12 protein-coding genes are annotated in these 14,678 nt (G+C 72.1%); 5 read left to right on the forward strand and 7 right to left on the reverse strand.

The features are described from left to right. Positions 1-2: 2 nt before the first annotated feature. Positions 3-2,516, reverse strand: coding sequence for a DEAD/DEAH box helicase (locus K7854_RS17105; RefSeq protein ID WP_226027382.1), 2,514 nt, complete (start codon positions 2,514-2,516; stop codon positions 3-5). Positions 2,517-2,661: 145 nt separating this feature from the next. On the opposite strand from K7854_RS17105, the gene K7854_RS17110 reads away from it, so the two are divergent. Continuing rightward, a complete protein-coding gene (locus tag K7854_RS17110) occupies positions 2,662-3,456 on the forward strand; it encodes a metal-dependent hydrolase (RefSeq protein ID WP_226027383.1) in 795 nt (264 codons plus the stop codon). A 20-nt stretch (positions 3,457-3,476) separates the two neighbouring features. Here the strand turns inward: K7854_RS17110 and K7854_RS17115 are convergent, their stop codons facing one another. The 4 genes from K7854_RS17115 to K7854_RS17130 all read right to left on the reverse strand — a co-directional run bounded on the left by K7854_RS17115 (position 3,477) and on the right by K7854_RS17130 (position 8,582). Beyond that, positions 3,477-3,749: a type B 50S ribosomal protein L31 gene (locus tag K7854_RS17115; RefSeq protein ID WP_226027384.1), complete on the reverse strand. Its 273-nt coding sequence runs from the start codon at positions 3,747-3,749 to the stop codon at positions 3,477-3,479. 63 nt (positions 3,750-3,812) lie between these two features. Beyond that, positions 3,813-4,283 (reverse strand): DUF5709 domain-containing protein, encoded by a 471-nt coding sequence (locus K7854_RS17120; RefSeq protein ID WP_059297801.1) that lies wholly within the window; start codon positions 4,281-4,283, stop codon positions 3,813-3,815. Positions 4,284-4,857: 574 nt separating this feature from the next. Further along, a complete protein-coding gene (locus K7854_RS17125) occupies positions 4,858-6,639 on the reverse strand; it encodes an ABC transporter ATP-binding protein (protein WP_226027385.1) in 1,782 nt (593 codons plus the stop codon). Beyond that, positions 6,636-8,582: an ABC transporter transmembrane domain-containing protein gene (locus K7854_RS17130; protein ID WP_226027386.1), complete on the reverse strand. Its 1,947-nt coding sequence runs from the start codon at positions 8,580-8,582 to the stop codon at positions 6,636-6,638. The genes K7854_RS17125 and K7854_RS17130 overlap by 4 nt, the downstream gene beginning before the upstream one ends. Positions 8,583-8,836: 254 nt before the next feature. Here K7854_RS17130 and K7854_RS17135 point away from each other — a divergent pair, with 254 nt between their 5' ends. Then, the gene (locus K7854_RS17135; protein ID WP_226027387.1) at positions 8,837-9,592 is read left to right on the forward strand and encodes a L,D-transpeptidase family protein; all 756 of its coding nucleotides are present in this window, start codon (positions 8,837-8,839) and stop codon (positions 9,590-9,592) included. Positions 9,593-9,615: 23 nt separating this feature from the next. Here K7854_RS17135 and K7854_RS17140 read toward each other — a convergent pair whose 3' ends face one another. Further along, the gene (locus K7854_RS17140; protein ID WP_226027388.1) at positions 9,616-10,080 is read right to left on the reverse strand and encodes a MarR family winged helix-turn-helix transcriptional regulator; all 465 of its coding nucleotides are present in this window, start codon (positions 10,078-10,080) and stop codon (positions 9,616-9,618) included. Positions 10,081-10,227: 147 nt separating this feature from the next. On the opposite strand from K7854_RS17140, the gene K7854_RS17145 reads away from it, so the two are divergent. Both K7854_RS17145 and mltG read left to right on the forward strand, forming a co-directional pair. Next, positions 10,228-12,030 (forward strand): ABC transporter ATP-binding protein, encoded by a 1,803-nt coding sequence (locus tag K7854_RS17145; RefSeq protein WP_226027389.1) that lies wholly within the window; start codon positions 10,228-10,230, stop codon positions 12,028-12,030. Between the two features lie 199 nt (positions 12,031-12,229). Then, a complete protein-coding gene (gene mltG, locus K7854_RS17150) occupies positions 12,230-13,051 on the forward strand; it encodes an endolytic transglycosylase MltG (RefSeq protein WP_226027413.1) in 822 nt (273 codons plus the stop codon). Between the two features lie 12 nt (positions 13,052-13,063). On the opposite strand, the gene K7854_RS17155 is transcribed toward mltG, so the two are convergent. After that, positions 13,064-14,143, reverse strand: coding sequence for an NAD(P)-binding domain-containing protein (locus tag K7854_RS17155; RefSeq protein WP_226027390.1), 1,080 nt, complete (start codon positions 14,141-14,143; stop codon positions 13,064-13,066). Positions 14,144-14,225: 82 nt separating this feature from the next. Here K7854_RS17155 and K7854_RS17160 point away from each other — a divergent pair, with 82 nt between their 5' ends. Continuing rightward, entirely contained in the window at positions 14,226-14,648 is a 423-nt protein-coding gene (locus tag K7854_RS17160) for a secondary thiamine-phosphate synthase enzyme YjbQ (protein WP_226027391.1), read from the forward strand. Positions 14,649-14,678 lie beyond the last annotated feature (30 nt).

The raw sequence follows: 14,678 nt of genomic DNA on the forward strand, positions 1-14,678 counted from the left end.
GCTCACAGCTGGCCGACATCGGTGACACGGATGACCGCACGGCCCTCCGCGTCGGAGGCGGCGAGGTCGACCTGGGCACTGATGCCCCAGTCGTGGTCGTCGTTCGGGTCGTCGAAGATCTGCCGCACGCGCCACAGACCGTTCTGCGGCTCTTCCTCGATGATGAGCAGCTTCGGGCCGCGGGCGTCCGGGCCGGTGCCGAGGTCGTCGTACTCGTCCCAGTAGGTGTCCATGGCCTCGCCCCACGCGTCGGCGTCCCAGCCCGCGTCGGCATCCATCTCGCCCAGCTCGTCGACCTGGTCCAGGGCGGCCAGCTCGACCCGGCGGAACATGGCGTTGCGGACCAGCACGCGGAAGGCACGTGCGTTGGCGGTGACCGGCCGTACCTGATCGGCCTTCTCCTGAGCCTCCTCGGCGGTCATCTCCTCCGGGTTGGCGAGCTGCTCCCACTCGTCGAGGAGACTGGAGTCGACCTGTCGCACCATCTCGCCGAGCCACTCGATCAGGTCCTGGAGGTCCTCGGACTTCAGGTCGTCCGGCACGGTGTGGTCGAGGGCCTTGTACGCGCTCGCCAGGTAGCGCAGGACAATGCCCTCGGTGCGCGCCAGTTCGTAGTGGGAGACCAGCTCCGTGAAGGTCAGCGCCCGTTCGTACATGTCACGGATGACCGACTTCGGGGACAGCGGGTGGTCACCGACCCAGGGGTGGCTCCTGCGGTAGGTGTCGTAGGCGTGGAAGAGCAGCTCCTCCAAGGGCTTCGGGTACGTGACGTCCTGGAGGCGCTCCATGCGCTCCTCGTACTCGACGCCGTCCGCCTTCATGGCGGCCACGGCCTCACCGCGCGCCTTGTTCTGCTGGGCGGCGAGGATCTGGCGCGGGTCGTCCAGTGTGGACTCCACGACCGACACCATGTCCAGCGCGTACGACGGCGACTCCGGGTCCAGCAGTTCGAAGGCGGCCAGGGCGAAGGTGGACAGCGGCTGGTTCAGCGCGAAGTCCTGCTGGAGGTCCACCGTGAGACGCACGGTGCGCCCCTCGGCGTCCGGCCGGTCGAGCTTCTCCACGATGCCGCCGTCCAGCAGCGAACGGTAGATGGCGATCGCCCGCCGGATGTGCCTGAGCTGCTGCCTGCGCGGCTCGTGGTTGTCCTCCAGCAGGTGCCGCATCGCGGAGAAGGCGTCGCCCGGGCGGGCGATCACCGACAGCAGCATGGTGTGGGTGACCCGGAAGCGGGACGTCAACGGCTCCGGCTCCGAGCCGATCAGTTTGTCGAACGTACTCTCCGACCAGGCGACGAACCCCTCGGGAGCCTTCTTCCGGACGACCTTCCGCCGTTTCTTCGGGTCGTCACCGGCCTTGGCGAGCGCCTTCTCGTTCTCGACGACGTGCTCCGGCGCCTGCGCGACCACGAAGCCCTCAGTGTCGAACCCGGCACGTCCGGCCCGCCCGGCGATCTGGTGGAACTCCCGGGCCCTCAGGGTGCGGACCCGGGTGCCGTCGTACTTGGTCAGGGCCGTGAACAGCACGGTCCGGATCGGGACGTTGACGCCCACACCGAGCGTGTCCGTTCCGCAGATCACCTTCAGCAGGCCGGCCTGCGCGAGTTTCTCCACCAGCCGCCGGTACTTGGGCAGCATGCCGGCGTGGTGGACTCCGATGCCGTGGCGCACGTAGCGGGAGAGATTGCGGCCGAACTTCGTGGTGAAGCGGAAGTTGCCGATGAGATCGGCGATCCGCTCCTTCTCCTCGCGCGTGCACATGTTGATGCTCATCAGCGCCTGCGCCCGCTCCACGGCCTGCGCCTGGGTGAAGTGCACGATGTACACGGGCGCCTGCCGGGCCGCCAGCAGATCGGTGAGCGTCTCGGTGAGCGGGGTGTAGCGGAACTCGTAGGAGAGCGGCACCGGACGGGTGGCCGAGCGGACCACCGCGGTGGGACGGTTGGTGCGGCGAGTGAGGTCCTTCTCGAAGAAGGAGACGTCACCGAGCGTCGCCGACATCAGGACGAACTGGGCCTGCGGCAGTTCCAGCAGGGGGATCTGCCAGGCCCACCCGCGGTCCGGCTCCGCGTAGAAGTGGAACTCGTCCATGACGACCTGACCGATGTCCGCGTGCTTGCCGTCACGCAGCGCGATCGACGCCAGGACCTCGGCGGTGCAGCAGATGACCGGGGCATCGGCGTTCACGGAGGCGTCGCCGGTGAGCATGCCCACGTTCTCGGTGCCGAAGAGCTTGCACAGCTCGAAGAACTTCTCCGACACCAGCGCCTTGATCGGAGCCGTGTAGAAGGTGACCTCGTCCCGGGCCAGGGCGGCGAAGTGCGCGCCCGCCGCGATCATGCTCTTGCCGGAGCCGGTGGGCGTCGACACGATCACGTTCGCGCCGGAGACCACCTCGATCAGCGCCTCCTCCTGATGGGGGTAGAGCGTGAGACCGCGGTCCTGGGCCCACGCCTCGAAGGCTTCGTACAAGGCATCGGGGTCGGCGGTCCGCGGCAGCTGATCGATGAGGGTCACGCCCCCATCTTGCCTGCCCCGGGTCACGATGGGGGAATCGGCTGTCCGCGTGAAGATCACGAACGCTACGCTGGGTCGCCGACGCGGCAACCGCGGACCCGGACAACTGCACAGCGGCACACGAGGAATGGGGCGGGCAACGGCGATGATGGGACCAGCACACTCACTGTCGGGCGCCGCGGCGTGGCTCGGCGTCGGAGCGGCGACCGCCGCCGCGGGGCACCCGATGCCCTGGCCCGTGCTGCTCGCCGGAGCCCTGATCTGTGCCGGGGCGGCGCTCGCCCCGGACCTCGACCACAAGGCGGCCACCATCTCCCGGGCCTTCGGACCGGTCTCACGGGGCTTGTGCGAAATCGTCGACAAGCTGTCCTACGCCGTCTACAAGGCCACGAAGAAGCGGGGCGACCCGCGCCGCTCCGGCGGACACCGCACGCTGACGCACACCTGGCTGTGGGCGGTGCTGATCGGCGCGGGCACGTCGGTCCTGGCCATCACGGGTGGCCGGTGGGCGGTCCTGGCGATCCTCTTCGTGCACATGGTGCTGGCCATCGAGGGCCTGCTGTGGCGTGCCACCCGCGGCTCCAGCAGCGACGTGCTGGTCTGGTTGCTGGCCGGGACCAGCGCGTGGATCCTCGCTGGCATCCTGGACAAGCCGGACGGTGGCGCGGACTGGCTGTTCACCACGCCGGGCCAGGAGTACCTGTGGCTGGGGCTGCCGATCGTGCTCGGCGCGCTGGTGCACGACATCGGGGACGCGCTGACCGTTTCGGGCTGCCCGATACTCTGGCCGATACCGGTGGGCCGCAAGCGGTGGTATCCCATCGGCCCGCCGAAGGCCATGCGGTTCCGGGCCGGCAGCTGGGTGGAGCTCAAGGTGCTGATGCCGGTGTTCATGCTGCTCGGGGGAGTGGGCGGCGCGGCGGCACTCAACTTCATCTGAGCGAGGCGCCCCCGGTCGGCTCAGCCGGTCTTCCCGGTGTCCTGTTCCTCGCCGGCGCCGTAGCGTCGCTCGAAGCGGGCGACACGGCCCTCCGAGTCCACCGTTCGCGCCTTGCCGGTGTAGAAGGGGTGGCTCTCCGAGGAGATCTCCACGTCGACCACCGGGTAGGTCTCGCCGTCGTCCCACGCGATGGTCTGGTCGCTGGTCGCGGTGGACCGGGTCAGAAAGGCGTACCCGGCGCTGCGGTCACGGAAGACGACCGGCCGGTAGTCGGGGTGCTTGTCCTGCTGCATGGCTGCTCCTCGTACCGCACGGTTCGTTGGCGCGACGGCACGGGGCTGCCGTCGCGAGTGGTCTCAGCCCGGCAAGGAGTCCTCGTCGACCACGTGCATCGCGGCCTCCTCGGCGGACGCGGCCGCGCCGTCGATGCCCACGTCCATGGCGACCAGCGCCGGCTCCTCGTCCTCGTGGGCCCCTTCATCGGGCGCCACGAGCCGGCCGGAGCGGTCCGCGCCCACCTCGTTGTCCAGCAGTTCCCCGTCGGTGCCGTCGGAATCGCCCAGGCCGTCGCCGTCGGGCGCGAGCTCGTCCGGCCGCTCCTCGGCGAGCCGCTGGTCCAGCGTTTCACCGCGGCGGCGTTCGGCGGCCGTCACGCCGGTGTGCTCCACCGCCCAGGGGCGCTCGGGCGGGGACCAGCCCCGGTCGAGGGGATCGTCGACGCCGTCCTCCTCAAGGGTGTCCTCGCCGTCGAGCAGGCCGGTGTCCTCCCGCTGCTCGGATCCGTCGGGCTGGTAGACGTCATCTCCCCATCCGTCGACGCTGTTCACGGATACCTCCAGGGGGTGGGGACCGGCCCCTTCTCACCGTGGACCGCGGCGGGCCGCCGCTGCACGGGGCACAGGCCTCACCCGTCGGGGAACCGCGCGGTTCCCGGGCCTGCCTCGAGCCGGTGCCTTCTCCCAGCCTTCCACTCCCGTTCGGGACCGCGCAACGGCACGGACCCCGCCGGGGGACGCGCCCGGCCCGCCCCTCCGGCCCGGCCGATCCACGTCGGCCGCCTGGGCACCGGGGCCCGTGCCGACCGCCTGCGCACCGGTGGCGGCGCCGACACCACGGGCACCGGGGAGGCCGTGTCCGCTCCCGGCGGGCCGTCCAGCCTCGCGCCGGGGGCCGACTCGACCCGTCCAACCCGTCCGACCCGTCCGACCTGTCCGAGTCACCCGGTGGCACGGCCGCGCGCTCGACCCGGCCCGAGCGGAGCGGCCCCGGAGAGGTCCGCACCCGTCCGGACCCTGCCCACGCCTGGCCGGACCGGGTGCGCACCTGGCCGGACCGTGCCCGCACCCGTCCGGACGGGCCACTCGCTCCGGGACCACCCCGCCCTCGAAGGGCGCGGCGTGGCTACCCGTGCCAGGACCGCCACAGCGCCGCGTAGGCGCCGTCCGCCGCGACGAGTTCGTCGTGGCTGCCCAGCTCACTGATCCGGCCGTTCTCGACCACCGCGATGACGTCCGCGTCATGGGCGGTGTGCAGCCGGTGGGCGATCGCGATCACCGTGCGTCCGTCCAGAACCCTGGCCAGGGACCGTTCCAGGTGGCGTGCGGCCCGTGGATCGAGCAGGGACGTCGCCTCGTCCAGCACCAGGGTGTGCGGGTCGGCCAGCACCAGGCGGGCCAGCGCGATCTGCTGGGCCTGCGCTGGGGTGAGCGCGAAGCCGCCCGAGCCGACCTCGGTGTCCAGGCCCTCGTCCAGCCCTCGGGACCAGTCGTCCGCGTCGACCGCGCCCAGCGCCGCCCACAGCTCGGCGTCGGTGGCGCCGGTCCTGGCCAGCCGGAGGTTGTCACGCAGGGAGCCCACGAAGACGTGGTGCTCCTGGTTGACGAGGGCGACGTGCGAGCGGACCCGTTCCGCGGACATCCGGGACAGTTCGGCGCCGCCCAGGGTGATCCGGCCCTCGCGCGGACCGTAGATGCCCGCGAGCAGCCTGCCCAGGGTGGACTTGCCCGCGCCCGAAGGGCCGACCAGGGCCAGCCTGGTCCCGGGAGCGACCTCCAGCGACACCTTGCGCAGCACGTCCACCCCCTCGAGGTAGCCGAAGTGGACGCGGTCGGCGTGCACGTGCCGTCCCTCGGGGGCCAGCGTGCCGTCACCGGCATCCGGCTCGATGTCCCGCACGCCCACCAGCCGGGCCAGGGAGACCTGGGCCACCTGCAGCTCGTCGTACCAGCGCAGGATGATGCCGACCGGGTCGACCAGCATCTGGGCGATCAGGGCGGCCGTGGTCAGCTGGCCGACGCCGATCCAGCCCTGGAGGACGAAGACACCACCGATGAGCAGGACGGAGGCGAGTACGGTCACATGGGTGACGTTGATGACGGGGAAGAGCACCGACCGCAGCCAGAGGGTGTAGCGCTCCCAGGCCGTCCACTCCCTGATCCGGCGCTCCGACAGCTCGATGCGACGGGCGTCGAGGCGGTGCGACTCGACGGTGCGCCCCGCGTCCACCGTCTCGGCGAGCGCGGCGGCCACCGCGGCGTACCCGGCGGCCTCCGAGCGGTAGGCGGAGGGCGCCCTGCGGAAGTACCAGCGGCAGCCGACCACCAGCAGCGGCACCGCGATCAGCACCGCGGGCGCCAGGGGCGGCGCCGTGACCACCAGGCCACCGAGCAGCAGCACCACCCACACGGCGCCGATCGCGAGCTGGGGCACGGCCTCGCGCATGGCGTTGGCGAGCCGGTCGATGTCCGTCGTGATCCGGGAGAGGAGATCGCCGGTGCCGGCGCGTTCCAGGACCCCGGGCGGCAGCCCGACCGAACGCACCAGGAAGTCCTCGCGCAGGTCGGCCAGCATCCGCTCGCCGAGCATGGCCCCCCGCAGCCGCACCTCGCGCACGAACACGGCCTGCACGACGAGGGCGAGGACGAACATCGTGGCGGTGAGGCCGAGATGCAGTTCGCGTGCGTCGTCCGAGACCCGCTCGACGAGACCGCCCAGCAGGTAGGGGCCGGCCATCGAGGCGATCACGGCGACGGTGTTGACGACGACGAGGAAGAGGAACGCCCGACGGTGCCGGCGCAGCAGTTCTCCCACGTACGCGCGCACGGTCGGGCGGGCGCCGACGGGCAGGGTGCTCGCGGTCGTGGGGGCCCCCGGGTCGTAGGACGGTGGCGCGACGCCGATCATGCCCTCTCCTCGATCTCTTCCAGTCGGTGCAGTACGTCGTCGGCCAGGACGCCGTCACGGTCGCTCAGGACGCCGTCACGGTCGGCCAGGGCGCCGTCACGATCGGCCAGGACCTCGTCACGGTCGCCGTCATGGCCGTCACCGCGGTCGTCGGCCGGGGGCGCCGCGGGGCTCGGCCCGGCCGCCGTGCCGTTGCGGCGCGGCGCGGTCTCCTCGTCGGTCTCGCGCGTCACCACCGCCCGGTACCGGGGCTCGGTCTGCAGCAGTTCCCGGTGGGCGCCGACCGCCGCGACCTCGCCGTCGTGCAGGAACACGATCCGGTCCGCGCGGTCCAGCAGCAGCGGCGACGAGGTGAACACCACCGTGGTGCGCCCCGCGCGCAGCGCCCGCACGCCCTCCGCGATCCGCGCCTCGGTGTGCGAGTCGACCGCCGAGGTCGGTTCGTCCAGGACCAGCACCTCCGGGTCCGTGATCAGGGACCGGGCCAGTGCCAGCCGCTGGCGCTGGCCGCCCGACAGCGACCGTCCCCGCTCGGTGATGCGGGCGTCCATCGGGTCGTCGACGCCGAGCGAGCCCTGCGCGAGTGCCGTCAGCACGTCGCCGCACTGGGCCGCGGCCAGCGCGTCCTCGGTGCCGACGGCACCGGACGCGGGCACGTCCAGCAGCTCGCGGAGCGTTCCGGAGAGCAGCACCGGGTCCTTGTCCTGGACCAGGACCGCGGTGCGCGCTGACTTCAGGGGCAGTTCGTCCAGCGGCACCCCGCCCAGCAGGGCGGACGCGCCCCGCTCCGAGGGATGTCCGCCGAGCCGTTCCGCCAGCCGCCCGGCCGCGTCCGGGTCGCCGCACACCACGGCGGTGAGCCGGCCCGCCGGAGCCAGGAGACCGGTGGCCGGGTCGTACAGCTCCCCGGTGGGGACCTCGGCGGCGCGCGAACCCCCGGTGTCGGTGGCGCGTTCCAGGGACAGCACCCGTGCGGCCCGCTTGGCCGAGGGCCGGGAGAAGGAGTACGCCATGGCGATCTCCTCGAAGTGCCGCAGCGGGTAGGTGAGGATCATGACGGAGCTGTAGACGGTGACGAGTTCGCCGACGCCGATGCGGCCCTCGCGGGCCAGGTGGACGCCGTGCCAGACCACCGCGATCAGCAGCAGCCCCGGCAGCAGCACCTGAATCGCGGAGATCAGGGACCACATCCGGGCACTGCGCACGGCCGCGTGGCGCACCTCCTGGGAGGCGTCGCGGTAGCGGTCGAGGAAGAGCTCCTCGCCGCCGATGCCGCGCAGCACGCGCAGTCCGGCGACCGTGTCCGAGGCGAGTTCGGTGGCGCGGCCCGCCTTGTCGCGCTGGACGTCGGCCCGCCGGGTGGCGCGGGGCAGCAGGGGCAGCACCGCGAGGGCCAGCACCGGCAGGCCCACGACCACGACGACGCCGAGCGCCGGCTGGTAGACGACCAGCGCCACGCAGACCAGCACGATGGTGACCGCGGCCGCGGTGAAACGGGAGACGGCCTCCACGAACCAGCCGATCTTCTCGACGTCGCCGGTGGACACGGCCACCACCTCGCCGGCCGCCACGCGCCGGGTCAGCACCGAGCCCAGCAGCGCCGTCCTGCGGGCCAGGAGCTGCTGGACGCGGGCCGCGGCGGTGATCCAGTTGGTGACGGCGGCGCGGTGCAGGAAGGTGTCGCCGAGCGCGTTGCCGACGCAGCACAGGATCATGACGCCGCCCGCGATCGCGAGGCGGGTGCCGGAGCGGTCGACGACCGCCTGGACGGCCAGACCCACGCAGAAGGGCAGGGCGGAGACGGAGGCGAAGTGCAGCAGGCCCCAGGCCAGTGACTTGAGTTGGCCACCGAGCTGGTTGCGGAACAGCCACCACAGGAATCGGGGGCCCGAGCGTGCGTCCGGCACGCCCGGGTCTGGATACGGAAGGTCTTGGATCTGCATGACGTCCCAGTGGCTCGTGTCAGGGGGTGCCGTTGCTATGCGGCATCAGGAGGCTGCAAACCGTGAAAGGTTCGCGTCGCCGCGTGCCCAAAATCAAGCGGTTTTCCGCGGTGGGGTACGAATCCGGCTGCGGTCCGGCACGTCCCGCCCGTCCGTGCCCGCGGCAGTCCGCCCGTCCGTGCCCGCGGCAGTCCACCCGCCCCTGTGTGCCAGGGCCGTGACGGGACGCTCGCCGGGGGTGCGACGATGGACGGATGGCACGAGGTGGTGGACGGCGGCGTACGGCGGTCGCGACGGCGGCCCTTGGCTCCCTGCTGGCGGTGGCGGTGCTCTCCGCATGCGGCGGCTCGTCGGGAGACGGTGCGGACTCCCGGGCGAGCGGACCCCCGGGCGGGGCCGGGCGGAGCAGTGCGGCGGCCGACCCGACGAGGATTCCCGGTGTCGGCGACCGGCTCCAGAAGCGCATCCCCGGCGACTCGCGCCAGGTCGTCGCGGTGTACGGAGACGGCAGCGATTCCGCCGACTCCACGGTCGTGCTCTACACGAAGCAGGGCTCCGCCTGGCACCGCGCCCGGAGCTGGGCGGCGCACAACGGCACGAAGGGGTGGACGACCGACCACCACGAGAACGACAAGCGCAGCCCGGTCGGCGTGTTCACGCTCAGCGACGCCGGGGGCGTGCTCCCGGACCCCGACCCCGGCACCGGCCTGCCGTACACCAGGTCGGCGAGCTTCGCGGCCCCGCGATGGTGGGCGAAGCCGTACTGGCACGACTTCGACTACGTCATCGCCATCGACTACAACCGCGTCAAAGGCACCCCGCCGAACGACCCGACCCGCCCCGAGGGCACGGCGAAGGGCGGTTCGATCTGGCTGCACATGGACCACGGCAGCGGTACGTCGGCGTGCGTCTCCCTGCCCAAGCCGGCGATGGAGTATCTGCTGCGCACGCTCGACCCGGACCTGCACCCCGTGGTGGTGATGGGGGACCGGGCGCACCTGAAGGCCTGACGACAGGCCCCGCGGCACCGGGATCAGGCCGTGCGGCGGTGGTCCCGGCCGCTGTCCGGACCGTCGATCAGCGTGTCCAGCAGTCCGCCCAGCACCGCGCGCTGCTCGTCCGTCAGCGGGGCCAGGATCTCCTCGGCGGCGGACCGGCGGGCACCGCGCAGTTCCCGGAGGGCGGCGCGTCCGTCGTCGGTCAGCTCGATCCTGATGACCCGGCGGTTGGCGGGATCCGGGACGCGGCGCACCTTCCCGGCCGCTTCCAGCCCGTCGACCAGGGTCGTCACCGCCCGCGGCACGACCTCCAGACGCTCGGCGAGGTCGGCCATGCGCGGGGGCGAGCCGTAGTGCGCCAGCGTGCGCAGCAGCCGGGACTGGGCCGGGGTGATGCCGAGGTCGCGGTGCTCGAGGTGGCGCTTCTGGATGCGGTGCACCCGGCGGGTGAGCCGCAGCAGCTGCTCGGCGAGCAGGCCGTCGGGATCGGGGGCGGTCATGGGCGAACAATATCAGGATGACGTTCATTGTGAGTATAGGTAACAATGACCTATGATCCGTAAGGTCCGCGAACGCCTGCGGTAGCCCGCCGAGGGCTGCGCTCCCCGGGGTTCGCAGGCATCCCCTCGCCGCCTCCGAAGGAGCCCATGCACCCCGATCGCGAATCCGCCTGGACCGCACCCGCCGACGCCAGGGAACAGCCCCGGCAGGTGCGCCGCATCCTCAAGCTGTTCCGCCCCTACCGCGGCCGCCTCGCGGTCGTCGGCCTGCTGGTCGGCGCCGCGTCCCTGGTGTCGGTCGCCACGCCCTTCCTGCTCAGGGAGATCCTCGACGTCGCCATCCCCGAGGGGCGCACGGGGCTGCTGAGCCTCCTGGCCCTCGGGATGATCTTCGGCGCCGTCCTCACCAGCGTCTTCGGCGTGCTGCAGACCCTGATCTCCACGACCGTGGGCCAGCGCGTCATGCACGACCTGCGCACCGCCGTCTACGGACGGCTGCAGCAGATGTCCCTCGCCTTCTTCACCCGCACCCGCACCGGCGAGGTCCAGTCCCGCATCGCCAATGACATCGGCGGCATGCAGGCCACGGTCACCTCCACGGCGACCTCGCTCGTGTCCAACCTCACCAGCGTGGTCGCCACGATCGTCGCCATGGTCGTCCTCGACTGGCGCCTCACCGTCGTCTCGCTGCTCCTCCTCCCGGTGTTCGTGTGGATCAGCCGCCGCGTCGGCCGGGAACGCAGGAAGATCACCACCCGGCGCCAGAAGCAGATGGCCGCGATGGCCGCCACGGTCACCGAGTCGCTCACCGTCAGCGGCATCCTGCTCGGCCGCACCATGGGCCGGTCGGACTCGCTCACCCGCGCCTTCGCGGACGAGTCCGAGAGCCTGGTCGACCTGGAAGTGCGGTCGAACATGGCGGGCCGCTGGCGGATGGCCGTCATCACGATCGTCATGGCCGCCATGCCGGCCGTCATCTACTGGACCGCGGGCATCGCCCTGCAACTCGGCGGCCCGGGTGTCTCCCTCGGCACCATCGTCGCCTTCGTCTCGCTCCAGCAGGGGCTCTTCCGCCCGGCCGTGAGCCTGTTGTCGACCGGCGTGCAGATCCAGACCTCGCTCGCGCTCTTCCAGCGCATCTTCGAGTACCTGGACCTGCCGGTCGACATCACCGAGCGGGAGGACCCCGTCCACCTGGACGAGATCAAGGGCGAGGTCCGATTCGAGAACGTCGAGTTCGGCTACGACGGCAAGGGCGGCCCGGTGCTCGACGGCATCGACATCACCGTCCCCGCCGGCAGCAGCCTCGCCGTCGTCGGTCCCACCGGCGCCGGCAAGTCCACGCTCGGTCACCTGGTGCCGCGGCTGTACGACGTGACGGGCGGCCGGGTGACCCTCGACGGCGTCGACGTGCGCGACCTCGACTTCGACACCCTCGCCCGTGCGGTCGGCGTGGTCTCGCAGGAGACGTACCTCTTCCACGCCTCCGTCGCCGAGAACCTGCGCTTCGCCAAGCCGGACGCCACGGACGCGGAGCTGGAGGCGGCGGCGAGGGCGGCGCAGATCCACGATCACATCGCCGCCCTGCCCGACGGCTACGACACCGTGGTCGGCGAGCGCGGCCACCGCTTCTCCGGCGGTGAGAAGCAGCGCCTGGCCATCGCCCGCACCATCCTGCGCGACCCGCCCGTCCTCGTCCTGGACGAGGCGACCAGCGCCCTGGACACCCGTACCGAGGCCGCCGTGCAGGGCGCCATCGACGCCCTGTCCGCCAACCGCACCACGATCACCATCGCGCACCGCCTGTCCACCGTGCGGGGCGCCGACCGGATCGTGGTCCTCGACTCCGGACGCCTGGCCGAACAGGGCACGCACGAGACGCTGCTGGCGCAGGACGGGAGGTATGCCGCGCTCGCCCGCCGGGACGCCCGACTGGAGCCGACAAGATGAAGATATGCCGGGTTTGGGGGCATATGAGGGTTACCGTGCCCGCATGCAGATGAACACTCCGCCACGGAGCGCGAAAAGCGTGAGGAGCGCGAGGAGCGCCAGAGGTCCCCGTGGGAGCCTCAGAGGCTCCACAGGTCTCAGAGGCCTCAGAGGACTCAGAGATCCCAGAGGCCCCAGAAGCCCCCGGAGAGCGGTCCGGCTGACGCGCCGGGGCCGGGTCGCCCTGATCGCGGTCGGCGCCGTCGTCGCCGGTACCGCCGTGGCGGTGCCGTTGCTGACGACGGACGACGAGGGCGCCTCCCGTCCCACCTCCCTGGTGATCCCGGAGGGCCGGCGCGCGACCCAGGTGTACGCGGCCGTCGACAAGGTCCTCGCCCTGCCCGCGGGCACCACCAAGAAATCCCTGGCCAAGGCCGACCTCAAGCTGCCGAACGACGCCGAGGGCAACCCCGAGGGCTACCTCTTCCCCGCGACCTATCCGCTGGGCGAGAACCCGACCCCGGAGAAGCTGCTGACGGCCATGGTCGACACGGCGAACAAGAGGTTCACCGCCGCGCCGGTCGCCGCGGGCGCCCAGCGCAACGCCCTGAACGTCTACCAGGCGGTCACCATCGCCAGCATCGTGCAGGCGGAGGCCGCCGCCAAGGAGGACATGGGCAAGGTCGCCCGGGTCATCTTCAACCGGCTGGAGCGCGGCATGCCGCTGCAGATGGACTCCACCATCAACTACGCCCTGGGCCGTTCCACCCTGAAGACCTCCGAGAAGGACACGAAGATCGACAGTCCTTACAACTCGTACCAGCGCATGGGACTGCCGCCCACCCCCATCGCCAACCCGGGCAACGAGGCGATGAGCGCCGCGATCAACCCGACCCCCGGCGACTGGCTCTACTTCGTCACGGTCAAGCCGGGCGACACGCGCTTCACCGCCGACTACGCCGAACACCGGCGCAACGTGGACGAGTTCAACCGACTCCAGCAGAGCGCCTCGAAGCAGGCCGGGGCCGGGGCCGCCACGTGACCGGCCGGGGCGTCACGCGGCGACCGGCTCCCCCTCCGCCAGCAGCCGCCTGATGTCCCGCACGGCGGCGCGCCCCGCCCGGTTGGCGCCGATGGTGCTGGCGGAGGGCCCGTAGCCGACGAGGTGGATCCGCGGGTCGGCGACCGCGCGCGTCCCCTCGACCCGGATGCCGCCCCCCGCCTCCCGCAGCCGCAGCGGCCTCAGATGGTCGATGGCGGCCCGGAACCCGGTCGCCCACAGGATGACGTCCGCGGCCACCCGCCGACCGTCGCTCCACTCCACCCCGTCGGGCGTGATCCGGTCGAACATGGGCCGTCGGTCCAGCACACCCGACTCCAGTCCGGCCCGGATCGCGTCGTTCATCGGCAGCCCGGTCACCGACACGACGCTCTTCGGCGGCAGCCCCTGCCGCACCCGCTCCTCCACGAGCGCCACCGCCGCGCGCCCCGCGTCCTCGTCGAAGGGCCCCTCGCGGAAGACGGGGGGCCTCCTGGTCACCCAGGTGGTGGCCGCCGCGTACGGGGCCAGCTCCAACAGGTGCTGCGTGCCCGAGGCGCCGCCGCCGACCACCACCACGCGCCGACCGGCGAACTCCTCCGGCCCGGCGTACTGCGCGGTGTGCAGTTGCCGCCCCCGGAAGGTCTCCTGCCCCGGGTAGCGCGGCCAGAAGGGCCGGTCCCAGGTGCCGGTCGCGTTGATCAGCGCACGCGTCGACCAGGTCCCGGCCGACGTCTCGACGAGCAGCCGCCCCGCCGTCCCCTCGTGCACGGCACGCACGTCGACCGGCCGCAGCACCCGCAGGTCGAAGGTCCGCTCGTAGTCGGCGAAGTACCCGCTCACCACCTCGGCGGACGGCCGCGCCGGGTCGGCGCCCGTCAGCTCCATCCCCGGCAGCGCGTGCATGCCGTGCACCTTGCCGTACGTCAGGGAGGGCCAGCGGAACTGCCAGGCGCCGCCGGGCCCGGGGGAGTGGTCGAGCACCACGAAGTCGCGCTCCGGCTCGACCCCCGTGCGCCGCAGGTGATAGGCGGCGGCGAGCCCGGCCTGACCGGCACCGATGACGACGACCTCGACCTCGCGTGTGTTGTTCACGCTTCTACCAACGGCGCGGCAGGCCCCGGTCTTCCCCGGTGTCGGGATGGGATCATGCTCGGCCCGGTGTCACGATGGGGTCATGCCAGATGCGTTCACCACCCGAGTCATCAACCTCGCCACCGGCTCGGCGGAGCGGGTCGCCGACATCACCGGTGACTGCGAGTCCTTCCTGCGCGAGGCGGCGTCCGGCCGCGACGGCCTCCTCAACGTCTTCGTCCCGCACGCCACCGCCGGGATCGCGATCATCGAGACCGGCGCCGGCAGCGACGACGACCTGCTGTCCGCCCTGCACACCCTGCTCCCGGCCGACGACCGCTGGCAGCACCGCCACGGCAGCCCCGGCCACGGCCGCGACCACGTCCTGCCCGCCTTCGTCCCCCCGCACGCGACGCTCCCGGTGATCGGCGGCCGCCTGGAACTCGGGACCTGGCAGTCGGTGTGCCTGGTGGACACCAACCGGGACAACCCCGACCGCCGGGTCCGGCTGAGCTTTCTCGGCTGACAGGGGCGGTTTCGCGCACCCTCGACAACG

The organism is Streptomyces hyderabadensis (assembly GCF_020404845.1).
GTDB lineage: Bacteria > Actinomycetota > Actinomycetes > Streptomycetales > Streptomycetaceae > Streptomyces > Streptomyces hyderabadensis.